The organism is Coleofasciculus sp. G1-WW12-02, assembly GCF_040219735.1.
Taxonomy (GTDB): domain Bacteria; phylum Cyanobacteriota; class Cyanobacteriia; order Cyanobacteriales; family Coleofasciculaceae; genus Coleofasciculus.
In genome coordinates this window covers 35,558-61,459 of the sequence record NZ_JAVJRX010000104.1, presented here as the reverse complement: position 1 = coordinate 61,459, position 25,902 = coordinate 35,558, and the positions used below count along the sequence as shown (strand labels likewise).

Here is a 25,902-nt window from a genome sequence, read left to right as displayed (position 1 = left end):
GAAAGCAAGGTAGAGATGTGTCATGGCGTGTCTGGGAGAAAAAATTAAATTAGAGTTCGCTGCGAGCAGTATTAGGAGTTCACTCACGCGCTATGCTCTATGGGCGAAGTGAAAGGTCAAAACTTCCTAAATCCCAGCTAACCAGTCGAGTAGAATCTGATTTACCTGTTCTGGGCATTCATCGTGAGGACAATGACCCGCCTGATCTAACTCAATTAACTTCACATTAGGGTTGAGATCGGCAAACTGTTGGGCTAACTGGGGAGGGATCATCCGGTCTTGACGTCCCCAAATTAACAGCAAAGGAATATCCAAAGTCGGTAAAACTGATTTGATAGGAGGACCAAATTTAGAAGAGGTCATCGCTTTAAACAACGCACTAAATGTAGCCGCCGCACCGCGATCGCGAGCAGGCTGCGTGAGAATCTCCACTAATTCTGCATCAATAGCGCTGGGGTTGTAATAGGCGAGTCCTGCCCATTTCTGGACAATTGATGGGCGTCGCAGCAAATAAAACAGACTTTGGAGAACCACAGGAGACGCGACTAGACCCTCAACCGTTGATACAACAGGTCGCAGCCAACCCGGAAGCGCCTCTTCTCGTAGGGAAAAATCCGGCAAATTAATCAAGATGAGTCCCTTGACCATCTCCGGGTGAGTTGCAGCGGCGCTCAGAGCCACCAGTGAACCGATCGAGTTACCCACTAACACCATGGGGTGTTGTATCAAGGTTTGCCAGAATTCATAAACTTGATTGACCCACAAGTCAATCGTATATGTTGTCCAAGCTTTACGCGAACCACCAAACCCCAACAGATCCAGTGCATAAACCGGGTAGTGTTGACCCAGTACAGGTAAGTTGTGACGCCAATGTCCGATTGAAGTACCAAATCCGTGCAGCATCAGGACTGGAGGAGCCAGCCTTGAGTGGGAGTGCGGTGGACGAATATAGGTGTAACGAGTCTGCCAACCTTGCCAAACCCAATCTCGCTGACTACCGACTCGTTGCTGCCACGATACGGATGGGTTCACAACCTGCCTCAACTTCAAAAACGTTTACAAATCCTCACCTATTATTGTAGTGGTTTCTGGATGCTACTCTCTACAGCCGATGCCCCATAGCCTAGGAAAAATGAGGACTAACAAACGTCTCACATATTCCACCTCCTAGAAGGGTTTCTCTCCAATCCCCCGGCATTTTGGAAGTTAAGTTAAAAAGATGGACAGAAACCGGATCAGACTCAGTAGAATGGCAAGTAAAATCAGCTTGCTTTTTATCAAACCCTTAACAACTAGAAATTCAAGCAGACGCCCGTGAGTGATAGAAGACGCCAACGCGATCTACCCCAAATCAACGACCGAATCCGTTATCCTAAGATTCGTGCGATTGATACAGATGGCACACAGCTAGGAATCATTGCTCCTCAAGAGGCTTTACGCATCGCCGAGGAAAAAGAGTTGGATCTGGTATTGGTTAGCGATAAGGCAGATCCGCCAGTGTGCCGCATCGTGGACTACGGCAAATACAAATTTGAACAGGAGAAGAAAGCCCGAGAAGCTCGCAAGAAGCAACACACGGCGGACGTTAAAGAAGTCAAGATGCGCTATAAGATTGATGATCATGACTACCAAGTGCGTGTTAACGCGGCTGAGCGCTTTCTGAAATCAGGAGACAAAGTTAAAGCCACGATTACCTTTCGGGGGAGAGAAATTCAGCACGCCAACTTAGCCGAAGACTTGCTCAAGCGCATGGCAATGGATTTGCAGGACGTTGCCGAAGTTCAGCAAGCCCCTAAACGTGAAGGTCGTAATATGATGATGCTACTCTCTCCCAAAAAATAAGAATTGGGTTCATTGGTCATTAGTCACTAGTCATGGGTTAGCCACGATGGACTCAATACTAATGACTCAGGACTAACGACTAAGGAAAAACTGCCAAATGAAACTACAAACTCGTACTCGCATTCAAAATGAATGGGTACGGCGAATCCTAGAATGGGTTAATCTTCGCCCGGAAGAAGGCGAGCGCACTTTTTTGATGTTCGCCTTCTACACCGCTACCTCAGTTGGGCTGCTTTGGTTCGAGTATAGTGCGACAGCACTGTTCTTGGATGAGTACGGTGCGAGGTGGTTACCCGTAATTTATATCGCCAGCTCCGTGATAGTTTCTGGACTAGGCGTCTTATACTCTTGGTTACAAGAGCGGGTTCCCATGAGGGGTGTCTTAGTCACAGTCGCGTTCCTGACAGGCATACCCTTGTTGATCTTTCGGTTGACCCTAGGCATTGGCTATTTAAACGGTTTAATCGCCTTGGGTACTGTTTTTCTGTTGCGACTGTGGATGGATGCAGTCGAAGTTCTCAACGATCTCAACTCTCAAGTTGCCGCGAATCAATTATTCAATATCCGGGAAATTAAGCGCACCTATCCGATTGTCTCGTCGGGACTTTTAGTTGCCGATGTGATCTCCGGCTTTTCTTTACCCCTGCTGCTGTTCGTTGTCGGCACAATTCAAAACGTTCTCGTGGTGGCGGCGTTGATGATGATAGTTGGTGCTGGCACGTTGTTTTATTTAACCCAACGCTACCAGCAAGCCTTTCCTAACTTACCCACACGGGACTGGGAAGAGGATGGTCAGGAATTTGTTGTCCGCCGCACCACGGGACATCTACAACGCTATATTGTTCCGTTATTTGCCTTTTTTATTCTCGGCGAAGCCCTCTATCTGTTGGTAGAGTTCCAGTATCTCGGTCAATTAGAGGCAAATTTAGAAGCCTCAGAGATTGCCGGGTTCTTGGGTTTGTTCAGTGGGATTGTCGGGATATTTGAACTCACCTCTCAGTGGTTCCTATCCAGTCGCGCGGTTGAACGTCTGGGAGTTTTTGTCGCCGCAATGATGCTACCCGCGTCGTTAGCGATTATGGGATTAATCACATTGAGTGGTTTGCTGGATGTGATCCTTAAGCTATTGGGTTCAGTGATTACCATCCCAGGATTTGTAACCGGACTCTTTGTCGGTCTAATTTTCCTGCGGTTTATTGACGAACTCCTGCGCTATACCTTAATTGCCGGAATTGAACCGTTCCTGTTTCAACCGATACCCGAAGGAATTCGTAATAGCTTGCAAACCAGGGTTCAGGGGATTGCTGAACCCATAACCACGGGTATTACGGGCATTAGTATGCTCGCTGGGATCTGGCTGTTGCATCATGTATTTCCTGGACAACCGGAAGCTCAAATTCAGCAATGGCAGAGTGGTATGTTTATTCTTGCCATTGTATTTTTCTCCCTGATCTGGTTGCTGAGTGCTTGGTCCATGCGATCAAGTTACGTCACCTTGTTGGTTGATAGCGCTGAACAAGGACGCTTAGGGTTTTCTGATGTTGACTTAAATGCATTCAAGCGAACGGTGATAGAAACCCTGGAACAACCAGGTACTGAAGCCGATAAACGCTCTTGCATTCAACTGTTATCCCAGATTGACCCCACAAATGTGGGTGAGGTTCTGGCTCCCCTTTTGCCTCGCCTTTCAATTGCACTCCAGTGTCAAAGTCTAGAGACGATGTTGGAGTATCCCAATCCAGCCTATTGTCAGGATGTGCAAGTCTTGATTGAGCAAAAACCGCCGCCAGAAGTTTTGGCGTTGGCGCTGCGCTATGTTTGGCTGACTCAACCCGAATTGGATATTAATACGATTAAACCGTATCTCCATGGGACAGTTGATCCTATGGTGCGAGCCACAGCCGCCGCGATTATCTTGCGTCGGGGAACCCCACAAGAGAAAGCGGAAGCGACAGATATCCTGCGGCGAATGGTGATGTCAAAACGGGAACGAGAACGGGTGATGGGAACGCGAGCGTTGGGAGAGGCAGAGTATTTGCAAGCCTTGAGAGTTTATATTCCCTATCTATTAAAAGATGAGTCGTTGCGCGTCCGTTGCGCTTTATTAGAGGTGATTGCGGCAACCCATTTGGACGAGTTCTATCCGTCGCTAGTACGGGGGCTGTATTACAAATCGACTCGTGAAGCTGCTCGCATGGCGTTGGTGCGTCTGGGTGATGAAGCGATTCCGTTGCTGCTGGAGTTGGCAGAAGATATCCATAAACCTGATTTAGTTCGGGTACAAGCTTGGAGTGCTTTGGCTGAAATTGGCACATCCGATGCCCTGAATCATTTGGTGCAACAGTTAATGACGAGTTGGGGGATCAGCCGCCGTAATATCCTCCGCAGCTTACTGAAAATTCCCAATGAGCAAGGAATCGATGCGGTACTTGATCGGTTGGGACGTAGTGGTATTGAGACGTTAATTGAGCAAGAACTGCTGTTTTTGGGTCAGATTTACGCCGCACTGGTGGATTTGAAGCCAGAACTGATCAGTGGACAGGAGGCAGATTTGCTGCGGCGGGCGTTAAACGATCAGCAAAAGGATCTGCTGGAGAATTGTTTTTTGCTGATGAAGTTTCTTTATCCAGTCGGTGCGATTCAAGCGGCATCTTTTAATCTGGAATCGGAGTCCCGCTCCAATATTGCTATGGGACTGGAGATACTGGATAATACCATAGATATTCCCCAAAAGCAAGCCTTTTTAGCTCTGTTTGATCGCCGTTCCTTTGGCGAAAAGCTGGAATGTGTGCAGGAGCTAGTTTCTTATCAACCGATGAATCCCAGCGATCGCGTGCGACAATTGATTGATTTTCGTCATTTTCTCTCAGATTGGACACTGGCTTGTTGTTTCCATTTGGCTCGGGCGGCTCATGTGAGTTTGACACCGGAAGCGACGTTAGTCTGTCTGCGTCATCCCACGGGTTTTGTCCGGGAAGCGGTTTTAACTTATTTGAAAGCTGCATCGCCCCGTTCTTGTATCGAATTACTACCGATGCTCAAACATGATTCCGATCGGTTAGTGGCGGCGGTAGCTCAACAGATGAGTAACGAATTTGGTCTAGTGAGCTGATGGAGCAGTCGTTAGGAAAGGGTTTATTAAGGGGTTATTGGCTTAATTTTCAGGGATATCTTGCAGATTGGTGTGTTCAGTTCCCTTAAATCCTTTATTATCCGTCAATGTGGGATAAAGTAAACTAGAGCTTGGTTCAGCTATACTTAGCACCAATCCTCAGCAGCTACCCGCTAATCCCATGTTAACCAGCGTTGAGCGTTTACTTTTTGTCAGGGGCGTCCCCATTTTTCAGGAATTGCGGGACGATTTTCTGGTGCGCGTTGCTTCGGTTATGGATGAGTTATCATTTCCGAGTGACCATACGATTGTTACCCAAGGGGAAGAAGGGCGATCGCTTTATATTGTGGTGTCCGGTTCCGTGCGGGTTCACATTGGCGATCGCGACTTGGCTTATCTGAGGCAAGGTGCTTGTTTTGGCGAGATGTCACTCTTTGATGCTGAACCGCGTTCCGCCTCAGTGACGACGCTGGAAACTTGCGAATGTCTGATGCTGACTCAACTGCAATTGTATGACGCCATTGATGAGACCCCAGGAATTGCCATTAATATTATCCGCTTACTCTCCCGCCGCATCCGAGAACTGAATAATAAGTTGAATGCTTACGAAGTCAAGCATCCAGCGTCCGATTTTAGTAAAACCAGCAGTAATTTGAGTGGCTAGTTACCTATTTAACATCCCTTGAGTCAATGTTTTATCGTCTAAACTCCAGTTGCTAACTGTTCGCCAATTTCTTCAGCTTGATAACGCAGCAGGGGAAAACGTTGTGCGATCGCGGATAATGACTGGCGAATCTCAGAGGCGTTCTCTATCAGCGTTGAGGGGATTTTGCGTTCCGTTAAATCCGTTAAAAGATTCAGAATACAGGTTGCCAAATCTTCATCAGCTTTATCCAACAAATTTAAGAGCTGACTTAAGGCTTCTACCGCGCCCAGCCGATACATCGCTCCGAGTAATTCGGCTTGTACTCCCACAGAAGGTTCAGATTTCAGATATACTTCAAGTTTAGGTAAAAGTTGCGCTGTACCTAAAAGTCCGATGGAGTTAGCCGCATAAGCTCGCACAGCCTCATCAGCATCCTTTAGGGCATCTTCTAGGGCTGTTAAAGCTTGTTCATCCCCTATATCTCCCAATGCTTCAGCCGCTGAAGCCCGAACCAGTGGCTCAGGATCATTTCGTAAAGTATGCTGAATACGTGCGATCGCAGGTTTATAACGAAGCCCTCCCAGTGCCTCAACCACTTCAGATCTAACAATTACTTCTGGATCGTAAAGTAAGTTTACTAAGGTAGAACCAATTGTTTCTGGTTCCTGTATTCCCAGATAACCCAAAGCGTAAGCCGCCGTAGAGCGAATCGCCGGATCAGCAGCAGTGAGTAACGTTACGATTTGCGGTGCAGCCACATAAGCTTGAGCATCCACTAGCTCAATCAAAGCTTCTGCTTGCCGTGACGGATCATCGGAAGCACAATCTTCTATCCATGTCTTAAGCGTCGGCTGAACCATCTCAATGACAACCTATTAGGACACACTTAGGGACAAGTAATACGTATGTACTTCTCAATAGTCTGGCAGAGATATTCCAAGGGATTGCGCTCAGCCGCTACCGAGATGAGAAAGGTTCACCTGAACGAATTGTTAATTTACGCAATCTTGAGCAGCTATACGTTACGGAAGACCTCAGCGTAGAACAGCTTAGCGTACCTAACCTGTATAAACATAAGCTCAATACTGGTGATGTGGTCATTGCGATACGAGGTACGCCGTTAAAGGCTTCAGTAGTTACAGAGCAATTACAAGGTAGTGTAGCAGGTCAAAACCTAGCTGTCTTGCGTCTTAGGCAGGAGAAAGTTAATCCTGTGTACTTAGCAGTGGTGATGCGTTCAGAATGGCTTGCACAATCACTTGAAAAATATTACGCATCATCTACTGGTACGCAATTGATCAAGCTCACTCAACTACGCAAGCTCAAAATTCCGCTACCTGACTTGGCAACTCAGGATAAACTAGCTCAACTTTTTCTATCCACCGAACGCGCCAATCGAATAACCTTAGAAAAAATAGAGACTCGGCAAAAGCAAACGGAATTTATCCTCTCTAAAATTTTAGGAAGACAGTCATGATTGAAATGGAAGATTTAGAACGCGCAATTGAGGGTGCTACTCATCTCCTACGCAGCGCTTTTGACGTTCGTGACTACAAGAAGTATTTGTTTAGACTATTACTCCTTAAGCGGTTGTCTGATGTATTTGAAGAAGAGGCTGAGAGAATTGAACGAGAAACGGCTGATCATGACTTAGCTTGGAACGAACCGAGTATACATCGCTTTTTCGTTCCTAAGAATTCACGCTGGTCTTACTTACAGCATCTAAATGGATATGATATTGGCAATAAACTTAATGAAGTTGCTCGCAAAATTGAAGGTTACAACTCAAAACTTGAAGGAGTTTTTACTAGTGTTGACTTTGAAGATGCTTTTAAGAAAAATACCGCCAGAAATTCTAGGGATGCATCCTACTATTTGGTTGGCTTAATTCATCATCTTTCAAAAATAAACTTTCGTAACAGTAACCTTAAAAAAGGAGCATTAGGTGAAGTTTGTGAACATCTGATAGAAAAATATGCTGCTGATGCAGGAAACAGAGGTGGAGAGTTTTATACTCCAAGTCAGGTAAAAAAATTATTAGTCCGCTTGCTTGAACCACAAGAAAAAATGAGCATTTGTGATCCAGTGTGTGGCACGGCGGGTTTGCTAGTCGAATGTGTAAGTCAACTAAAGCAGCAGAAAGATAATCCTAATAACCTATTTCTCTACGGGCAAGAGGCAAATTATGAAACCTGGGTCATTGCCAAAATCAATCTACTGTTGCACGACATTTTTGAGTTTGATATCCGCCTAGGAGATGTTATCAACGAGCCTCAACTGATACAGCATGGGAAGTTGATGCAATTTGATCGAGTAATTGCTAATCCTCCGTTCAATATTAAAAACTGGGGCTATGAAAATGCTAAATTTTTTGACGAACGTTTTTATTATGGAATTCCCCCCAAAAGCAGTGGTGATTTTGCTTTCATTCAGCATATCCTGTTCACGCTGAACAGCACGGGTCGGGCAGGGATAGTAGTAGCGCCTGGGGTACTATCCCGTGGAGGCTCTGAAGGCTCAATCCGCAGAGGAATTATTGAAGATGACTTGATCGAAGCGGTTATTGGTCTTGCCCCCAACTTATTTTATAGCACTAGTATTCCTTGTTCCATTTTGATTTTCAACCGAAATAAATCAGCAAACCGTAAAGGCAAAATATTATTTGTTGATGCCAAAAATGAATTTCAAAAGGATAGACATAAAAATAATTTAAGCGACCAAGAGCTTGACCATATCGTTACCGTATACCGAGACTTTCGAGATGAAGAAGAGTACTCCCAAGTTGTTTCCGTTGACGAAATAGCTGCCAATGACTACACTCTCAATATCAGCCGCTATGTGCTACCCTTAGAAGTTGTGATTAATTTTGATGCTGAGATTAAACATCTGGGTAAGAAGCTTCTTAAATTAGATGCTGAACTTGCTGAAACTGAAAGTAAGATAAATGAATTTATACGCGAACTAGGGGTAGAGATATAACTTAACAACAAAGAGTAGAAATCTGAGAGGTATTTTTACATAGCTTGGACACGGTTTTCCCTGAACAAGCATCCATGTAAAATACAACAACTCTTTCCTCATCCCTCATTCCTACGGTGAATCGTCCCATTCTGGGGTTAAACGCCGATAGTCATAATCTCTTGCTCCGGGATGACAACTGATGCACCCAGCCGCCGTCAACGTCGGAGGTAAATCAACACGAGGATGAAGTGCTTTAAAATACCGTGATTCAGTTACACGATAGGGCGTTTGCTCATCTTCCCCTAAAGGACGAGAAAAGGTGCGTAAATAATTCCAGACAATAAAGATAAACGGGCGCGGAATCTGCTCTAACTTTTGCCCATAATGCTGTTCGGGTTCCAATAGCAGCGTTTGCCAGGTTTGGGTTGGCAGGACTTCTGGCGGTAAAGCAACATGACAACTACCACAGTTTTCTAGGTAGAGTTTTAACCCCGTCTGATAGCGCTCTGGAATGGGGTCAATGGTGTTAATTGCCACCAGTGTTTCTGAATTCGGGGGTTTAGGTGGTTCTGCTGCCTTTAAAACCCCTGCCATACCGCCACCGATGAGGATACTCCAAACCAGTACCAGCCCAAATAAAATGACTTGCGATCGCAGATTATATTTTGTCATTCGTCATTCGTCATTTGTCATTTGTTATTGCTCACCTTCCAAAAATGTATCAGGGTCAATTCCGGATTCCCGCAGTCGCCGAAGCAATGATTCTAACTTAGATTCTGCCTCCTCAGCTCGCTGTCGCTCTTGTTCTGCCTCAGTCAGAATCCAGTTTCCTTCAGCATCATACCAACGTAACCACAACCGTTCAATGCCTTGGAACTCACCCTGCCATAATCCCAAACCTAGCCCTAACTCCTTCATCCATACTCGCGATTCGGGTAACTCTAATTCTTGGTAACACGCCCCCTCTAGTTTAAAGACGCGGAGCTGATTAGTATAACGGCTAAAAACGATATAGTAAGGAATCCGTAAAATCTGTTCATAAACCTGCCATTTTCGCGGCGGTTTGTCCTTAGATTGAGTCTGAGTAGACTGAGACTCAATCGCTTGTCCATTACCCTCCAGCGAACTTGGCTCATCTGGCAACCCGTCCGCTTCTAATTCCCCTAAATCTTCTTTTTCTGTCCCAGGAGACAGTAACTCCACCACGACAAACGGATTGACACCCTCTTGCCAAACGACGTAAGACAGGCGCATATCGACTTGATCATACAATCGGGGTACACCCACCACACCAAACCAATCAGGTCGTTTGTACCACAGAGCATGACGTACATCATAGTAAAGGTTCATGTCACTGGCACAAAACACCTCCGCCGCCGGATAATAGGGCGGACAGAACGTTAGGCTCAACAATTGTGCCTGCCAATCATGGAACTCATCAGGCAAACCAGGTTCCTCCGGATTTTCACTAGGCAAATCATACATCGTCGGCAAGGTTTCCCTCGGCGATTTGGGTGGATCACTTTGAGGAACAGGGTATTTCATCGGAAACATAGGTTTAGAAAATTACGTCATAAGCGATGGTGCAGGCTCCCTCGTGATTTATCCGAGGGATGAAACCGAGCAAGTCGTAAAGACAGCGGGATTTATCCCGCAATAACATTCTTAAGTGATATAATATAACCATAAGTAGAGATACAGTTAGGTCTTGACCTAGCCAAGGTCAGTAGGGCGTTTTTGACTGCGCCATCCAGGGTTTTTCTCTGGAACTCTAAGAAGACGAGCAAAACGAAGGGACGCGGCTTTAGTTCGTCCCGTAGTATCCTCTTAGAATCCCCCGCGTTTTAACCGGGGGAGAAGTCAATGACTATCTATTAACTTTGTAGAGACGTTCTGTCGGAACGTCTCTACCCATATCCTCTTAAGGAATTGCCACCGAACGCAATAACTGTTCAACAATCGGCTTTGCCTGTCGCCCCCCTACTGCCATGAGACGATGGGACAGAACATGAGGTGCCAGCATCTTCACATCATCGGGAATCGCATAATTTCGCCCCTCCAAAAATGCAAAAGCTTGTGCCGCCCGTTGTAATGCCAAAGTCCCCCGTGGACTAACTCCCAACACCACGTCTTCCGCTTCACGAGATGCCCGTACCAAGTTGAGAATGTACTGCTGTAACTCCCGTTCAACTTGCACCTGCTGACAAAGACGCTGTAACTCCAAAACGTCCTCGGTTGAAATACAGGGTTTAAGATCCGAAAGCACCATCCCCCCCTGATGCAGTTGCAGCATTTGCAGTTCTTCCTCAGGCGTCGGATAACCCAAGGATAAGGATAGGGTAAACCGATCCATTTGCGCCTCTGGCAAGGGAAACGTGCCATGATACTCAATCGGATTTTGAGTGGCAATCACAAAAAAAGGTTGGGGAACGTTGCGAGATACCCCATCCACAGTAACCTGCCGTTCTTCCATCACCTCCAGTAAGGCTGACTGTGTGCGCGGGGTTGCCCGGTTAATTTCATCTGTCAGTAGAATATTGGTAAAAACTGGACCTGCGAGAAATTCAAATTCACGGCTACTGGGATTCCAGATATTTGTCCCAGTTATATCCGCAGGTAAAAGGTCAGGGGTACATTGAATTCGCTGGAATCGCCCATCAATAGAACGTGCTAAGGATTTTGCCAGCAGAGTTTTACCGACTCCAGGCACATCCTCTAACAAAACGTGACCGCCACAGAGCAAAGCAACCAAGACTAAACGAATGGTATCAGCTTTACCCACAATTGTCCGAGCCAGATTTTCTTTAAGTTGCTCAATCCGTTCTCTCATTACCGCTCCCCCATTCCCTATTGCTGGGTTTCAAAAAAAGTTATCGTCGCCGCACAGTCAGCCTGAATTTGCTTCCTGAGGTCATCTAGGGAGGCAAACGTTTGTTCAGGTCGCAAAAACTGCTCTAGGCTCACTGTTATGGTCTGTCCGTATAAATCACCAGACCAATTTAGCAGGTGAATCTCAACTGTCAAGCAGGTTCCTTTGACGGTAGGACGTTCTCCAATATTCATCACCCCCCATTGGTCAGGGAATGAGGTACTACTGACGCGCACACAGTAAACCCCGTTGCGGGGTAAAAACTTGTCGGGGAACCATTCCAGATTGGCGGTGGGAAATCCCAGGGTTCTGCCTAGTTGCTGCCCTTTGACAACTTGACCCTTAATGCTGTAAGGACGACCCAATAAGCGATTAGCTTTGAGGATATCTCCTGCCTCAAGGGATTGGCGAATTAAGGAACTGCTGATCCGTTCACCTTGACAGGTTTGGATGGTAACAATACTAACCTGAACCCCATAAGTGGCTGCGATCGCCTGCAAGTCCTTCGCTGTTCCAGTCCGGCGATATCCGAAGCGAAAGTCTTCTCCGACGCTGACATGGGTGGCTCGCAATTGCTCAATTAAAATCTTGTCCACGAATTTTTCTGGACTTAATGCCGCCAATTCACGGTCAAATGGCAGCAGCACCAGTTGTTCAATGCCCAAGCGCTTTAACTGGTCTACTTTTTCAGGTTTTGGAGTCAATAGCTTCCACGGTTGACCGGAAAAAAATTCACGGGGATGGGGATAAAAGGTTGCCAAAGTCGGATAAATATGCTCTCCTTCCCGATCAACCCTCTCCTGGGGATTTATCGGTTCAGACTCATGGGGTAAAAGGCTAGAGTACTGCAAAATAGGCTGAATAACCTGTTGATGCCCTCGGTGAATGCCGTCAAAGTTTCCTAGGGCAACAGCAGTTGGTGTTAAAGCAGTGGCAAGAGAAGAAGTAACCCACACGCTTTACATTTTTACACATTCAATGAGTCGTGGCTAGATCTTGACTAATTCTTTAGGTTCAAGTTAGATTAAATACCCGACGTCGTATTCAAGAAGTCGGGTATCTGGTAGGAGAGATAAGGTAGGAAATGTTATTAAACAGAAGCTTTTGCCTCTTGTTGCAGGGGTACTGGCTCGGAAATAGCCGACTCCACCAGAGAAATGGATAAACCTTCACGAGCCATGACGGTATTGCGAAAGTGTTGAATGGCTTCTTCGCCAATTCGATCCAAGAAATCATCGTTGTGTAAGGGATCGTGGTGAAAAATGACCAAAGTTTTCACGTTAGCGGCTTTGGCTAACTTGATGCCTTCTTGCCAAGTCGAATGTCCCCAACCCACTTTGCTGGTTGCCGGAGAATAATATTCGGTATCCGTGTAGGTGGCGTCGTAAATCAGCACATCCGCATTCTGAATCAGTTTTAAGATATTTTGATCTAAACCACTACCTCGGTGTTCGGTATCGGTAATGTAGGCGGCTGCATGTCCCCGCCAATTCACCCGATATCCCACAGCTTCACCGGGATGGTTGAGCAGGGTATTTTCGACGGTAATCTCTCCAAGCTCAACGGTTTCGCCAACCTCCAAGTCATAGAACTGCAAATCAGCTTGCATGACTTGTAAAGGGACGGGAAAATTGGGGTGGAGCATTTGGTCAGTGAGGCGTTGCTTAATCGTGGAACCATTCGGTGCGATGGCTCCATAGATACAGAAACGATTGCTTTTGATAAACGCGGGAACAAAGAACGGAAAACCTTGAATGTGATCCCAGTGGGAGTGAGTAAAAAACAGATGAGCCTCTACTGGTAGTTGTGACAACATGGACTGTCCCAACACCCGCAAGCCCGTACCCCCATCAAAAATTAACCGTTCCCTACCCACTCGCATTTCCACACAAGGAGTATTCCCGCCATAGCGAACTGTTTCTGGACCCGGACAGGCAATACTTCCTCTAACGCCCCAAAAGTGAATTGTGAATCCGTTGTGCTGACTAGACATAATTTTTCCTTGCAGGCTTTTTCAGGCAGTCTGTATGTAACGTTTGCTCAGGTTGATGAGGAGTCTTTTTCATCCAATTCTCACAGTCTTAACATCTCCACCGACCTGGAGTAATCATCAACCCATCCTTGAGCGGTAGGTAACCCCAAAAAACTCCCTTGGGGATTGAAATAGAATAGTCATGGTGGTTTAGGAGTTTTTTGTTCAAGCTGGTTTGAACCAGTTGTTTTGATTGTGGATGGATGAGCTTAGGGGCGTCAAGTAACATTCAACGCCTGCGGAATTGACCGCCAGAGAATTTATTCGCACTCGCGATAAATCCTTGCCTGACGTTTTCGAGTTGCTCACACCGCTCATCATTCGAGGCTCGCAAAGCAGTAATGGTTTTTTTTGAGGTAGTTGCACAAAGCGATCCAGTTACTTCTAGGGTTAAGGGGTCTAGCTACTACATCTGATGCTAGTTCCTCACAGATTAGCATCAGCTTGGAGACGCTTTACCTCTGGTTATACCTACTGTTTTCCACAGCCTAACAAGTTTGGCTAAACTCTGTCTGGCATTTGCGGCAACACCAATATGTGATTTTGATCACTTTTTAGCTCACGTTGAGCGTTGAATGAATTATTTAAGATTGATTGGTATGGGTCGGTCATCCCCAAAGGTCTACAGGGGCAAGATAAAAATAGCTTACCTTATCCATCAATTGTAACGGGTGAATCGGTGGGGCGGGTGAGCGTGGGGTTTCCGGCGAAGAAAGCTAAAATTCAAGAAATGTTGCTGACGTTGAGAAAAGATCATGGAACCCAAGGTCGAAATCTATACTTGGAGCCGCTGCCCTTTCTGTATAAGGGCTAAAGCACTGCTCAAGGAAAAGGGTGTTAACTTTGACGAATATTGTATCGATGGCGATGAACGGGCACGAGAGCAGATGGCACAACGGGCAAATGGACGCCGTTCTCTGCCACAAATTTTTATCAATGACCAGCATATTGGTGGTTGCGACGACCTTTATGAGTTAGAAATGCAAGGTGAACTAGATACCTTACTGCAAAATGGAGCAGGGGCGAGTCATTGATTGATAGGGGAGATGGGGAAGAAGTGTTCCAGAGGTAGCATACTACGTCTGGAATACTCAGGGTAGGTTTGGAATAAAAGTGATCATCACCAGCAAGACGAAAGTGGCTAAACCCGCCCCCATAAACCATGCCATACGCGAAGCGAAGGGTCAAAACTCTCGCACTTCCCCAATCAACAAGATGTTACGATTAGCCGCAACTTAACAACTGAGGTAGGATTCCCCGCGTGAAATTTGCGTTTATCATTGACCCGATCTCAAAGCTCAATCCCAGTCATGATACGAGTGTGGCACTCATGGAAGCTGCCCAAGCCTTGGGTCATGAAGTTTGGGTTACTCAGGCTCAAAAGCTAACGGTTGTCAATAATCAAGCTTGGGCAAATCTAGAGAAGGTGCAGCTAACCCCAGCCGAACTCGTTGAGGGGCGTTGGGTAGTCAGCGAACGCTGGTACGCGATCTCGGATACTGTCTCCTTTCCTTTGGAGGAGATGGATGCCGTGTTTATGCGGACTGACCCCCCCGTAACCATTCCCTACCTCTATGCGACGTACATTCTTGACTACATCAACCCCAAAAAGACTCAGCTCATTAATACACCGACGGGTTTGCGACGGGCAAACGAGAAAATGTACGCTCTGCAATTTAAAGAGGTGATTCCTGAAACCATTGTTAGCCAGGATAAGTTGACCATCCAGAAATTCGTCGCAAAAAAAGGAGCAGCCGTGCTTAAACCCTTAGGTGGTAAAGCAGGGGAAGGGATTCTGTTTCTAGAAGCAGGCGATCGCAACTTGAATTCCCTAGTCGAAATTAGCACCAAATGGGGGCATGAACCCGTCATGGTGCAAACCTATCTTCCGGCTGCCAAAGAGGGAGATAAGCGGATCATCCTCCTCAATGGTGACCCCCTTGGGGCAGTCAATCGCATTCCCACGGGTAGCGAATTTCGTGGCAACATGGCGGTTGGGGGTCGAGTGGCGGCGACAGAAATTACACCCCAAGAGCAAAAAATTTGCGCTTTACTCAAGCCAAAGTTACAACAAGATGGCTTGTATTTTGTAGGGATTGATGTGATTGGTGGCTATCTCACCGAGGTCAACGTTACCAGTCCCACAGGTATCCGCGAGATTGACCAACTTAATGGCACTTGCTTAGGCAAAGACGTGATTGCCTGGGTTGAACAAAGAAAACTAACTCATGAATGATGAGGTATAAGCTATGCCTCGAAATTGACTCTCGCCTGTTCCCTGTTGCCTGTCTAATGACAAATAACGAATGACGAATGACGAATAACAAATGACAAATCAAATTGGAGTTGCTGTAATCGGGACTGGATTTGGACAGAAAATTCATATCCCAGGTTTTCAAATTTACCCCCGCACAAAGGTGGTAGCGGTTTATAATCCTAACCTGGATAAAGCCAGGGCGGTGGCTGAATCTCACAACATTCCCCAAGGGTGCTCACGCCTAGAGGATATACTCGCGATGCCAGAGGTTCAAGCCGTGAGCATTTCGACCCCACCCTTTCTCCACTACCAAATGGCGCAGCAGGTGTTGCAAGCCAGAAAACATCTGTTATTGGAAAAACCGATGACCCTCTGTGCCACCGAGACGCGAGATCTCTATCACCTTGCCAATAAGCAAGGGGTTGTGGCGATGCCAGATTTTGAATTTCGCTTTGTTCCAGCATGGCAACTCTTGGCAGAATACTTAGAATCTGGCTATGTTGGTCAAAAGCGTCTGATTAAAATTGACTGGTTAGTCTCCAGTCGAGCCGACGCGCAGCGGGTTTGGAACTGGTACGCCCAAAAAGAGAAGGGCGGAGGTGCATTAGGCGCTGTGGGTTCTCACGCTTTTGATTACATTAATTGGCTTTTTGGCTCGGTGCGTCGGTTGTGCGCCTTCAGGAGTACGGCAATTCCAGAACGCCCTGATCCGAGTGAAGGGGGGAAGCTGAAACCTGTGGACGCCGATGATACTTGTCTGCTGATGCTGGAATTAGCCGATGGTACACCCTGCCAACTTTGCCTCAGTTCTGTTACCTATAATGGACGGGGGCATTTTGTCGAAGTCTATGGCGATCGCGGGACGTTGATTTTGGGCAGTTCTAATCAAGACGATTATGTCCATGGATTTCATCTTTGGGCAGCACCGGCTGGTGAATCGCTGACACAAGTGGACATTCCCAAACGACTAGCATTTCCCCAAGTTTACCCTGATGGACGTTTAGCGCCCTTCATTCGGGTTGTGGATCAGTGGGTACAAAGCATTGATACAGGTGAACCCATTATTCCTTCGCTGCGAGAAGGAGTCTATTCGCAATTACTAATGGATTTAACCCATCAATCTGATCAACATAGAAATTGGGTAGATGTACCTAGTTTATCCAGTTTTTTAGCTTAATACAAAAAGGCAAAGATCTCAGTTGCAACGGGACGCGAGCTTTTAGCCCGTTCGTGTGACGAGGCAAGCGATCGCGACGTTAGCCAAGCGAGCCGTAGCCTAGGAGCGTCAGCGTTCTCAAAGAATAGAGTAGACTTCTTTAGTTGAGACCTTAAAGAGTGTGACATTCATTTTAGGGGCGGGTACGAGCCACTCACAGAAGATTTTCACCGATAACTGCTCAACACAACCCGCCCTTGACTATAATGGAAAATATTTTGTCGTTTTTGTTACATTATTTCAGGTATTTATGTTTTCAAAAGATAATGAGTAATATTTTTATTTCGGCATCAAAATCTCCCAAGTAATTTGATAGATTGAGAGAATAATTGAGGCGTTTTAATTTAATTGATTAAAAGAATAATTGGTTGCGAGCAGTTGTTTAAAGTATGAGTAAAGACAAACGTGAAACTCTGTGAATATTCCATGAATACAAAACATTACAAGCCATCAGAAAGCCTACCCCTCCATGGGGATTTACATGAAAGCTTTATGGAATAAGCATTTAATCGATTGAGTTGCCCGGGGATATCTATAGTCAGAGAATTAAGGGTTTAGGAACCCAAACAACCTTAAAGTAGTCTAATAATGCTAAGGTAAGAATGAAATGCCTTAATTTCCGTGCCTGTTGAGGTTGAAGAAAAATTCACCTATGTCACAGCCTACTATGAATGCGTGTTCCCAAATTCAATGCCCTTTTTTCGATGCTAAGTCTTCTGAGGGCGGATGCATGCGATACAGTCATCCTACTCAATGTCATTTAACCTCGATGTTTGAGTTTGACTCAGATGGTAAGTGGTTATTTACTTCCGCCGAAAGTGAATTCCAGGACATCCAAACTCTCAATAATCGTTTTATCAACAAAGACAAAGCGAGTCGAAAACAACTCCAGCAGTTAAGAAATAAGTCACCGAGAAGTTTAGAGTTACCAATTCCTCAGGGAATACCTCATCCCAGAACAGAAACACAGTTACAACTGGAAGGGTAGGTTATTTTTGAGCATTCATTGGTGGATGGTTAGAGCTATTTTGGTCTCTCAACAGCTTAACCATAGTCTTGCTTTGGGCGAAGAAATGAGTTTTTATTCTCAGGTTATTCTCACGTCAGGTATGGGAGAGCGACGTCTTCCTCTATACACTTAAAGCAGGAACACAAAAAACGGTGTTCCTGCTTTCCCTACTAAGATAGTTAGCAGACTTATTGACGGATTAGGCGCGTGAGTTAGCGCCTGAGAAATTTGGACGGAATTAGTACAGTTCTTCTTCTTGGTGAGTGGTGATGGTGCAGTCAGATTTAGGATAAGCTACACAGGTCAAAATATATCCAGCTTCAATCTGATCGTCATCTAAGAAAGACTGGTCAGACTGATCGATTTCGCCACTAACGAGTTTACCAGCACAGGTAGAACAGGCACCAGCACGGCAGGAATAGGGTAAATCAATACCCTGCTCTTCTGCCACGTCGAGAATGTACTCGTCATCGGGTACTTCTATGGTACTATTCAAGCCTTCAGTTTCGTTCTTTAAAGTGACCTTGTAAGTTGCCATTTGTGTTCCTCTCTCTTAGTTTGAAACAGCAGAATCAATTGTGCTGTAGTATACTGACCCAACTAGCACACGCCGATTGGCGACTTTTCTGCGTTACTTCTGATACTACGAAAAAAAGTTAACAAGATTAAACGGGATTAGGAATGAAAGTGTTAATTGAATATTAAATTAGTTATTCTTATAGGTACACTAACCGATTAATTTCCCGATATGTGCTGCTGATAGCCCCAGTCAATAGCCGTGTTGACAACGGTTTGCCCGGTTTCCTATGGAAGCTATTGACGGATTCAATCCTTGATTAATCAGTATTAGTTATATTTATAATTAAGTTCGATGATTTGTACTTAGACATGAACGACCCCGCCTACTGTAAGGACTTTGCTGGCGAATGTTACTGGCATAGCGTCAAAGCCAATAAAATCATGATTCGGCTCTAACGTAGTTCGGTCATCCTAGGGCAGAATGTTAAATTCGCCAGCAGTATCCTGTGAGGGCGGGGAAGGTAGAAGCCCACAGAGAATCAGAGATTCCCCTGTGGGAGGATGTCACTCCACCCAATTCTTGGCACGTTCAACGGCTTTTTGCCAACAGATAAAATTATCCTGGGCGGCTTTTTTGCCATCTCCCGGCTCAAAAGTCCGTTCGATGGGGGTTTGGGCAACTAGCTTATGGTAATCATCCCAGAAACCAACTGCCAAACCTGCACCAAATGCAGCACCTTGCGCCGTAGCATCGAGAACGGCGGGACGTTCCAGGGGAATGTTGAGGACATCGGCTTGAAACTGCATTAAGAAGTCATTCTGAGACGCACCACCGTCTACTTTCAGGAGTTTGATCGGGGTGTCGCCGTCTTTGTTCATCGCATCGACAACTTCTCTGACTTGATAGGCGATGGATTCCAATACCGCCCGAACTATATGTTCCCGCTTAACACCGCCTGTAATGCCCAGGAATGCACCTCTGGCACTCATATCCCAGTGGGGGGCACCCAAACCACTGAGAGCGGGAACAAAATAGATTCCATTTGTATCTTCGACTTGACGCGCTAGGGGTTCCGTTTCGGCAGCAGAATTAATCAGTTGTAGACCATCTCGCAGCCACTGAATACAAGCCCCTGTGGTAAACATCGCACCTTCTAGGGCATAAGCGACATCTGCGCCACTGCCATTTGCCGCGTTTGTCCAGGCGACGGTGGAGAGAAGTCGGTTGCCCGATCGCGTCAGTTCTGTGCCAGTATGGGAAATCAAGAAGCAGCCTGTACCATAAGTACATTTGAGCATACCTGGGCGATCGCAACCGTGGGCAAATAAGGCGGCTTGTTGGTCGCCAAAAATCGCCATAATCGGAATTTGTGCCCCTAACAAACTCGGTTCAGTCTTGCCAAAGAGTCCCATACTGGGCTGAATTTGGGGCAAAATCTGAGGGGGAATGCTAAATAAATCTAGGAGGCTGTGATCCCAATCCTGATTGGCGAGATTCATCAGCATGGTGCGGCTAGCATTACTGTGATCGGTAGCGTGGACTTTTCCCCCGGTGAGATTCCAGAGAATCCAGGTATCAATAGTGCCAGCTAATACGTTATCAAAATTCGTATCCGGTTTTTCTTGGCGCACCCAGTTGAGCAGCCATTCTAACTTTGTTGCCGAGAAATAGGCATCCAGCACTAATCCGGTGCGTTCTTGAATATCTACATCATGACCTTGTTGGCTTAACTCCCGACATCGGTTAGCTGTGCGCCGATCCTGCCAGACGATCGCATTATACAACGGTTCACCGGTGGTTTTATCCCAGAGTAAACAGGTTTCGCGCTGTACGGTTAAACCAATCGCCGCAATCTCTGAGGCTGACACCCCCTTATCCTTTAAAACTTGCTCTATACAGGCGCGAGTATCCCGCCAAATTTCTTGGGGGTCATGTTCTAACCAACCGGGTTTGGGATAGTGTTGGGTGAATTCCTGATAAACTTGTCCCGCGATCGCACCCTGTTTGTCAAATAGAATCGCTCGGTTCCCCGTGGTACCGAGATCAAGGGCGAGGACGTATTTAGCGTTAGTAGTCATCACAATTTTAAAAGCTTACAGCTAAACCCCTAATAGGGTTGAGTACAGATTTACCAGGTTATGCGATCGCTCGGCTACTCTCTGTAGTCTTTCTTTGCGTTAACAGAGGAAATCACAGATCAATTCAACTCCTTGGATTGATTGACAAAATCTACAATCTGTACTAAAAGCTTGATAAGATTACCCAGCTTATAGCTCACCCATGTCACCCTAAGTCCTGAGAATGCCTAACCCCGCTTCCCGTTCAATATAATCGGCTAGATTAATAAAATCATCGCGGGGATAACAAATTCCGCCCACGAGTTTAAACGCTAACTCACTGCGAGCTTCTTCAGGATTTTCCAGTAAATGAATTCCCCAATAATACAGTTGATCACTCGATCGAATACAAGCATATTTGGGATCAATACAATGAAACTTATTGTCGAATGCTTTAACCTCATTATACGTATTCAAAAACGTATCTCTGAGCAACCTCAATCGCCTCTTAGACCCCGGATATTTAAAATTATTGACCAGCACAAATAAGTGAGCTTGTTGATTGAGTTCTCGGATTTCTTTTACCGTATCTTTAATCACTTGACCATGTTTGTTCAGTCCCAAGGGATTTAATGTAGTCGGAATAATACAATAGTCAAATTGACTCACCAGCTCTTTAGGGTTACGTTCTAAGGCAGGTGAGCAATCACAAACGACTACTTTACAATCCCGTGCTGCATCTTCATGCCACTCCCGCCAATCATAGACAGCAATATAGGTACTCGCCCCAACACCTCTAGGGCGGGGGACATCCACCCCATCTCCTAATAGCTTTTGCAGGTTTTGTTCCGGGTCTAAATCGACGAGCGCTACATTAAATCCTTCCAAAGCAAACGCGCCAGCTAAATGAGCCGCTACTGTCGTTTTGCCAACGCCACCTTTACAGGTAAAAACCCCAACATAAATTTTACCGGGTTTCGGTGGTTCTGGCGGTGGTAATTCATCCTCATTAACCCAGAGAATTTGGTTATCCGCCGTAATTCCACATTGAATTTTAGCATCTGAACCCCAGGAGCGAATTAAAGCATTCGCGGGCGCACCATAGCCTTTGGTGGTGATAAAAAAGCCACAGTTAAAGTTTTGACCTGCTTTCGATTCTAAAAACCCTAAAAATCTGAGGATTTGGGGTTTTTGGACATTACTAATCAACCATTTCAGATGAACCGCACCAACTTGACCCTCTTTGCTAACCACTAAATCATACTCCGGCGGCTTGGGGTCGGGAGTGGTGACTGTCCACCCCTCGTTTTGAAAAATAGTTGCTACATGTTGCTCAAACTGAGCAAAGTCTCTCATATAAGGCGGCTTTCGAGATGATGACATAACTACGATGAAGTAATAAGTAATAAGTAATAAATCAAAAAGGGGATGCCAGAGAGGATAAACCGTTGTTTTTACTTACACACATTTTGCTCAATAAGTCAACCCTTTTTTTTAAGCGACTCTCTGGACTATTGTAACTTTTATCACCAATTCGCCCCACTTTTGTGGTGATCGGGGAAGAGGTGATTGTGAAGATCCAACGCGCTGAAGAGTGGAATCTGGTTTGTCGGGGCGGGTTTCACTATTAAGATTTGTTGTCACCCTGATGTTACTCGCGCCCGCCCCCATCTCCCTTGTGTCCCCCATCTGTGTGATCTGTGTGATCTCTAGTCTCTATAAAAAAGCGGTACTGGTTACAGTTTAAGCCCCTAGATGGATGCATTTGTTCTAAACGCCTCAACAGTGGATTTAATTTAATTCGCCAGAGGGATGTACGTTAATTAATTCTTCTGTAAATTGAGAAGTGGAATACATATTGATGATTTTCGAGGACTTATTATGGCTCAGACAAATCCTTCAGATCGCCAAGCCAAGACAAAAGAGCAAATTAAATCCGATAACTACGACAGAAACATCGTTCCGGCGGAAACAGCCGCCCGTAAAGAACGGGAAGGAGATAACTATAAGGCAAAAATTACGCAAGATAAGCAAAGCAATCCTGATAGTATCGACACCACTGAAGGTTATACAGTAGACAACGAAGGCTTGGTAAATAACTTTGCCATAGAACCCGAAATGTATGTCAACGAACCGGGTGACTTGCGCGAAAAAGAAGAACAAGAGACGGCTAAACGTCGCCAAGAACTTCAACAACTCGATGAAGAACGCGAAGGCGAGTTGACGATGGAAAAAGATGAGCGTGGTAGAGGACCCGGACTTATCTAAGATAGATATGCCAAACTGATTACCTTTTGATAATTGAATACCATTTGGTACAGAAGAGGGCAGTCAACCCTCTTTTTTTAGGGAATTTAGGTAAGTATTAACTTTTGTAAATCATAGGTTTCAGCCCAAATACTAAGTAGTCGGACTAAATTAAAGTTAACGGTTGGGATTGGGAAAAAGGGAAAGCAGCCTCCCATTCCATCACTTATTGTGGCTTAATCTTTTATCATAAGGATATTAAAAGACATCGTATTTATCAATGAATGTTTGGCAAGCGGATTTTCATCGGCGTCCCCTGCGAAATGAAACTGGACAAGTCTTGTGGGAATTATTGATTGGCGATACTATAGGCAACGTTATCTATCAATCATTCTGTCCTCAGCCAGAGGTAACCCCTGATTGGTTGGTGTCTCAGGTGCAAGTCGCGGCGGCTAAAACAGGGTTACCGGATGCTATTCAAGTCTTTCGCCCCCAGTCGTTCAATTTGTTCCAGGAGATTGGAGAACGATTGGGGATTAAGGTAGAAGCGACACGGCGCACTCCAGCCCTCAAGCAACGATTACAAGAAATAGCCTTGCAGTATCAACAGCAAGAGAATTACACGGGTGAAGCGTACAACCCCCTTGGCTTGGAAAAACCGCCACCTGTACCCTTACCCGAAAATCTCTGGGGCGATCGCTGGCGATTTGCTACTATTCCCGCAGGGGATATTGAGGAGGGGTTTGCCCAACGCCCGATTCCGATTTTACAGATGCCAAATGAACTCTTACCTTTCCATTTAGGTTTACCTTCAACGGTAGCTATTCCTGGAGTTGTGATTGATGGGGGACGCCAGTCCATGCCATTGGCACGTTGGCTGCAAAAGGTGCTACCTGTAACACTTAATTATGTCCCAGGTGCGCCGGATGGGTTAATTTTAGAGGCGGGGTTAGTAGAACGCTGGGTGATGGCAACATTTGAAGATGAAGAGGTTGCTGCGGCGGCGAGGTTGTATGAACAGCGTAAGCAACAGAGTCAGGGGTTGAATTTTTTATTGGTGCAACCGGATGATTCGGGAATGACGTATACCGGGTTTTGGTTATTGATGGCTGATTGATTTTGTCATTTGTCATTCGTTTATGTCATTTGTCATTGGTTATTAGGCATCTTTAATGTTGATGAAGGGCGGGTTTTGTTGAAAGGTTATCCGTAGGTATTCCAATTAAATGGCTAAACCCGCCCCTACAGTTAGTTTTCATTCTTCGACCCAACCTACTTATCCGATTCATTCTGTTTACGCTCTTTGAGAAAGTATGTGGTCATTTCTCCCTTACCTTTAACATGAATTGAACCACGTTCTTGAAAAACGTATTTATCTTTTAAGTGTTCATACGTGGCATCGGAAACCTGAATATAACCAGGAAGACCATGGGATTCCATGCGACTGGCGATATTAACTGTATCGCCCCACAAATCATAAATAAACTTTTTCAACCCAATCACCCCAGCGACTACCGGACCACTGTGAATGCCAATACGCATCCTGAAAGCTTGCCCTTGTTGAGCATTAACCGCATCAATTTCCCCTTGCATATCCAGGGCAAATTCGGCAACGGCTTCAGCATGATCTCGACGCGGTAAGGGTAATCCGCCGACAACCATATAGGAATCCCCAATCGTTTTAATTTTTTCTAAGCCATGGAGTTCCACTAAACGGTCAAATCGCGAGAAAATTTCATTGAGCAGATTGACCAGTTCGGTGGGTGAGATTTCTCCCGATAGGCGAGTAAAGTCCACAATATCAGAGAAGAGAACTGTGGCTTCTTCAAAACTATCGGCAATGGTATCTGAGTCTTTTTGCAGGCGTTTAGCAATAGATGCTGGCAAGATATTCAGGAGTAGATTTTCTGCCTTTTCTCGTTCAGTAATCAGGTTTTTGGCAGAAGACTCTAAGGCATCTAACATAGAGTTAATCCTTTGTGCTAGGTGGGTTAATTCATCATTCCCCTTGGCGCTAACTCGCAGCGAGAGGTCATTACTCGTGCCAACTTGCTGTACATTTTTACTCAGTCTAGCTAGGCGAGACAGTACCATTTTTTCCAAGAGAAAAAGAGTGCCTACGCTAAAGAGAATCCCTAAGCCTAAGAGGGATAGAATAAGATAACGTAGGCTAACGCGACCTTGTTGATAGATTTCTCGCGGGATGTCGATTTGGACGAGTAAAGCGGGCTGACCAGAGATATCGCGGAGTAGGGTATAACCTGCGATCGCTTCTGGGCTTATAATCTGGATCAAGATGGGAGTTTGATTGGGTTTGGACTCCTGCTGAGATAGGGTAGACCGCACAGTTTGTAATTGAGCAGGCAATTGAGTATTATCGAGTCGGTAGACCTTAAGATTGAGTTGGGTGAGTTTAGCTAATGCCTCAACTCGCTGGTCGTTGAGGTAGCGACCCATAATCAAAGACCCACGTATTATACCTGCTTCCTCGTTGGTGAGAATCGGGTTAGAGGCAATCATTAGTGGTCCCTGGGGTAAGAGAATTAAACCTGTAATGCTACTCGTAGTATCCGGGTGCTGTAGTAGGACAATATCGGAATTCAGTTGTTGGATTAAGGGAGTGGGAATAGGGGTTTCTTGCTGCTGGTCTAACTTAAAATGTTTACCAAAAACGAGCTTATCTTGACGGTTAAAGAATAAAACCAGGTTTAGGTTGATATTAGTCAGATTTGTATCTGATAGATTCTCCTGAATATAACTTCGATTGGTACTTTCAATAAACCCATAAGTATCATCCCACTCACCATAATCAGCCGCTAAAACAGCTAAACTGTCCAATTCCTCGAATACCGCCTCCTGTACCCGTCGCACATTACGATATGCATGTTGTTCCTCAATTTGCGCGAAACTGCGGATTAAAATCAGCGATAGACTGGCGTAGAGGACACCGATTAAACCCGCAAGGGTGAGACCGATGAGGAGTAGGGTTTTCTGGCGCAGGCTCATAATTTAAGTCGGGGAGTGGCGGACAAGGGAGATAAGCCGGACTGTCGGGAGTAGTTCTTTCTCCCTACAAATTAAAGTACTACAATTCAAGGCGATAAAGGAAGAAATTCAGTAAGGCGTAAGTTATT

22 protein-coding genes are annotated in these 25,902 nt (G+C 45.6%); 11 read left to right on the top strand and 11 right to left on the bottom strand.

From position 1 onward, the window contains the following. Window positions 1-126: 126 nt before the first annotated feature. Window positions 127-1,032, bottom strand: coding sequence for an alpha/beta fold hydrolase (locus RID09_RS17670; RefSeq protein ID WP_446337240.1), 906 nt, complete (start codon window positions 1,030-1,032; stop codon window positions 127-129). 282 nt (window positions 1,033-1,314) lie between these two features. On the opposite strand from RID09_RS17670, the gene infC reads away from it, so the two are divergent. From infC to RID09_RS17655, 3 genes are all read left to right on the top strand, one after another. Continuing rightward, entirely contained in the window at window positions 1,315-1,842 is a 528-nt protein-coding gene (gene infC, locus RID09_RS17665) for a translation initiation factor IF-3 (protein ID WP_446337239.1), read from the top strand. Window positions 1,843-1,939: 97 nt separating this feature from the next. Beyond that, window positions 1,940-4,954 (top strand): HEAT repeat domain-containing protein, encoded by a 3,015-nt coding sequence (locus RID09_RS17660; protein ID WP_446337238.1) that lies wholly within the window; start codon window positions 1,940-1,942, stop codon window positions 4,952-4,954. Between the two features lie 181 nt (window positions 4,955-5,135). Continuing rightward, window positions 5,136-5,618 (top strand): Crp/Fnr family transcriptional regulator, encoded by a 483-nt coding sequence (locus RID09_RS17655; RefSeq protein WP_446337237.1) that lies wholly within the window; start codon window positions 5,136-5,138, stop codon window positions 5,616-5,618. 38 nt (window positions 5,619-5,656) lie between these two features. Here RID09_RS17655 and RID09_RS17650 read toward each other — a convergent pair whose 3' ends face one another. Beyond that, on the bottom strand, window positions 5,657-6,460 hold the full coding sequence (locus tag RID09_RS17650) for a HEAT repeat domain-containing protein (RefSeq protein WP_446337236.1): 804 nt from the start codon (window positions 6,458-6,460) through the stop codon (window positions 5,657-5,659). Window positions 6,461-6,474: 14 nt separating this feature from the next. On the opposite strand from RID09_RS17650, the gene RID09_RS17645 reads away from it, so the two are divergent. Together RID09_RS17645 and RID09_RS17640 are read left to right on the top strand one after the other, a co-directional pair. Beyond that, a complete protein-coding gene (locus RID09_RS17645; protein WP_446337255.1) occupies window positions 6,475-7,077 on the top strand; it encodes a restriction endonuclease subunit S in 603 nt (200 codons plus the stop codon). Further along, window positions 7,074-8,579: an N-6 DNA methylase gene (locus RID09_RS17640; RefSeq protein WP_446337235.1), complete on the top strand. Its 1,506-nt coding sequence runs from the start codon at window positions 7,074-7,076 to the stop codon at window positions 8,577-8,579. The genes RID09_RS17645 and RID09_RS17640 overlap by 4 nt, the downstream gene beginning before the upstream one ends. Before the next feature lie 111 nt (window positions 8,580-8,690). Here RID09_RS17640 and RID09_RS17635 read toward each other — a convergent pair whose 3' ends face one another. From RID09_RS17635 to RID09_RS17615, 5 genes are all read right to left on the bottom strand, one after another. Then, complete coding sequence (locus RID09_RS17635; protein ID WP_446337234.1) at window positions 8,691-9,233, bottom strand: cytochrome C; 543 nt, start codon at window positions 9,231-9,233, stop codon at window positions 8,691-8,693. A 24-nt stretch (window positions 9,234-9,257) separates the two neighbouring features. Continuing rightward, complete coding sequence (locus tag RID09_RS17630; protein ID WP_446337233.1) at window positions 9,258-10,115, bottom strand: Uma2 family endonuclease; 858 nt, start codon at window positions 10,113-10,115, stop codon at window positions 9,258-9,260. Between the two features lie 367 nt (window positions 10,116-10,482). Continuing rightward, the gene (locus RID09_RS17625) at window positions 10,483-11,391 is read right to left on the bottom strand and encodes an AAA family ATPase (RefSeq protein WP_446337232.1); all 909 of its coding nucleotides are present in this window, start codon (window positions 11,389-11,391) and stop codon (window positions 10,483-10,485) included. Between the two features lie 17 nt (window positions 11,392-11,408). Continuing rightward, entirely contained in the window at window positions 11,409-12,386 is a 978-nt protein-coding gene (locus RID09_RS17620) for a bifunctional riboflavin kinase/FAD synthetase (protein ID WP_446337231.1), read from the bottom strand. Between the two features lie 134 nt (window positions 12,387-12,520). Then, complete coding sequence (locus tag RID09_RS17615) at window positions 12,521-13,423, bottom strand: MBL fold metallo-hydrolase (protein ID WP_446337230.1); 903 nt, start codon at window positions 13,421-13,423, stop codon at window positions 12,521-12,523. A gap of 794 nt (window positions 13,424-14,217) precedes the next feature. Here RID09_RS17615 and grxC point away from each other — a divergent pair. The 4 genes from grxC (at window position 14,218) to RID09_RS17595 (ending at window position 17,923) form a co-directional block, all read left to right on the top strand. Next, on the top strand, window positions 14,218-14,496 hold the full coding sequence (grxC, locus tag RID09_RS17610; protein WP_446337229.1) for a glutaredoxin 3: 279 nt from the start codon (window positions 14,218-14,220) through the stop codon (window positions 14,494-14,496). A gap of 227 nt (window positions 14,497-14,723) precedes the next feature. Further along, window positions 14,724-15,698, top strand: coding sequence for a glutathione synthase (gshB, locus tag RID09_RS17605; RefSeq protein ID WP_446337228.1), 975 nt, complete (start codon window positions 14,724-14,726; stop codon window positions 15,696-15,698). Window positions 15,699-15,789: 91 nt separating this feature from the next. Beyond that, window positions 15,790-16,896 carry a Gfo/Idh/MocA family protein gene (locus tag RID09_RS17600; RefSeq protein WP_446337227.1) on the top strand — a complete coding sequence of 369 codons (1,107 nt, stop codon included), beginning with the start codon at window positions 15,790-15,792 and terminating at the stop codon, window positions 16,894-16,896. Window positions 16,897-17,665: 769 nt separating this feature from the next. Further along, the gene (locus tag RID09_RS17595) at window positions 17,666-17,923 is read left to right on the top strand and encodes a hypothetical protein (RefSeq protein ID WP_446337226.1); all 258 of its coding nucleotides are present in this window, start codon (window positions 17,666-17,668) and stop codon (window positions 17,921-17,923) included. Between the two features lie 259 nt (window positions 17,924-18,182). Here RID09_RS17595 and RID09_RS17590 read toward each other — a convergent pair whose 3' ends face one another. The 3 genes from RID09_RS17590 to RID09_RS17580 all read right to left on the bottom strand — a co-directional run bounded on the left by RID09_RS17590 (window position 18,183) and on the right by RID09_RS17580 (window position 21,904). Further along, window positions 18,183-18,482, bottom strand: coding sequence for a ferredoxin (locus RID09_RS17590; protein ID WP_446337225.1), 300 nt, complete (start codon window positions 18,480-18,482; stop codon window positions 18,183-18,185). Window positions 18,483-19,027: 545 nt separating this feature from the next. Beyond that, window positions 19,028-20,542: a glycerol kinase GlpK gene (gene glpK / locus RID09_RS17585; RefSeq protein ID WP_446337224.1), complete on the bottom strand. Its 1,515-nt coding sequence runs from the start codon at window positions 20,540-20,542 to the stop codon at window positions 19,028-19,030. Between the two features lie 210 nt (window positions 20,543-20,752). Then, window positions 20,753-21,904 (bottom strand): nucleotide-binding protein, encoded by a 1,152-nt coding sequence (locus tag RID09_RS17580; protein WP_446337223.1) that lies wholly within the window; start codon window positions 21,902-21,904, stop codon window positions 20,753-20,755. 498 nt (window positions 21,905-22,402) lie between these two features. Here RID09_RS17580 and RID09_RS17575 point away from each other — a divergent pair, with 498 nt between their 5' ends. Next, window positions 22,403-22,789: a hypothetical protein gene (locus tag RID09_RS17575; RefSeq protein WP_446337222.1), complete on the top strand. Its 387-nt coding sequence runs from the start codon at window positions 22,403-22,405 to the stop codon at window positions 22,787-22,789. 259 nt (window positions 22,790-23,048) lie between these two features. Continuing rightward, entirely contained in the window at window positions 23,049-23,885 is an 837-nt protein-coding gene (locus RID09_RS17570) for a Tab2 family RNA-binding protein (RefSeq protein ID WP_446337221.1), read from the top strand. Between the two features lie 155 nt (window positions 23,886-24,040). Here RID09_RS17570 and RID09_RS17565 read toward each other — a convergent pair whose 3' ends face one another. After that, a complete protein-coding gene (locus RID09_RS17565) occupies window positions 24,041-25,774 on the bottom strand; it encodes an adenylate/guanylate cyclase domain-containing protein (protein WP_446337220.1) in 1,734 nt (577 codons plus the stop codon). Window positions 25,775-25,902: the final 128 nt, after the last annotated feature.

Bases quoted from the DNA above. Each gene is read 5' to 3' on its own strand.
- RID09_RS17655 (WP_446337237.1), top strand. From the start codon at position 5,136: ATGTTAACCAGCGTTGAGCGTTTACTTTTTGTCAGGGGCGTCCCCATT.
- RID09_RS17635 (WP_446337234.1), bottom strand. From the start codon at position 9,233: ATGACAAAATATAATCTGCGATCGCAAGTCATTTTATTTGGGCTGGTA.
- RID09_RS17595 (WP_446337226.1), top strand. From the start codon at position 17,666: ATGCGATACAGTCATCCTACTCAATGTCATTTAACCTCGATGTTTGAG.
- RID09_RS17565 (WP_446337220.1), bottom strand. From the start codon at position 25,774: ATGAGCCTGCGCCAGAAAACCCTACTCCTCATCGGTCTCACCCTTGCG.
- RID09_RS17630 (WP_446337233.1), bottom strand. From the start codon at position 10,115: ATGTTTCCGATGAAATACCCTGTTCCTCAAAGTGATCCACCCAAATCG.
- RID09_RS17615 (WP_446337230.1), bottom strand. From the start codon at position 13,423: ATGTCTAGTCAGCACAACGGATTCACAATTCACTTTTGGGGCGTTAGA.
- glpK (WP_446337224.1), bottom strand. From the start codon at position 20,542: ATGACTACTAACGCTAAATACGTCCTCGCCCTTGATCTCGGTACCACG.
- RID09_RS17650 (WP_446337236.1), bottom strand. From the start codon at position 6,460: ATGGTTCAGCCGACGCTTAAGACATGGATAGAAGATTGTGCTTCCGAT.
- RID09_RS17660 (WP_446337238.1), top strand. From the start codon at position 1,940: ATGAAACTACAAACTCGTACTCGCATTCAAAATGAATGGGTACGGCGA.
- RID09_RS17600 (WP_446337227.1), top strand. From the start codon at position 15,790: ATGACAAATCAAATTGGAGTTGCTGTAATCGGGACTGGATTTGGACAG.
- RID09_RS17640 (WP_446337235.1), top strand. From the start codon at position 7,074: ATGATTGAAATGGAAGATTTAGAACGCGCAATTGAGGGTGCTACTCAT.
- RID09_RS17580 (WP_446337223.1), bottom strand. From the start codon at position 21,904: ATGTCATCATCTCGAAAGCCGCCTTATATGAGAGACTTTGCTCAGTTT.
- RID09_RS17570 (WP_446337221.1), top strand. From the start codon at position 23,049: ATGAATGTTTGGCAAGCGGATTTTCATCGGCGTCCCCTGCGAAATGAA.
- RID09_RS17590 (WP_446337225.1), bottom strand. From the start codon at position 18,482: ATGGCAACTTACAAGGTCACTTTAAAGAACGAAACTGAAGGCTTGAAT.
- RID09_RS17625 (WP_446337232.1), bottom strand. From the start codon at position 11,391: ATGAGAGAACGGATTGAGCAACTTAAAGAAAATCTGGCTCGGACAATT.
- RID09_RS17575 (WP_446337222.1), top strand. From the start codon at position 22,403: ATGGCTCAGACAAATCCTTCAGATCGCCAAGCCAAGACAAAAGAGCAA.
- grxC (WP_446337229.1), top strand. From the start codon at position 14,218: ATGGAACCCAAGGTCGAAATCTATACTTGGAGCCGCTGCCCTTTCTGT.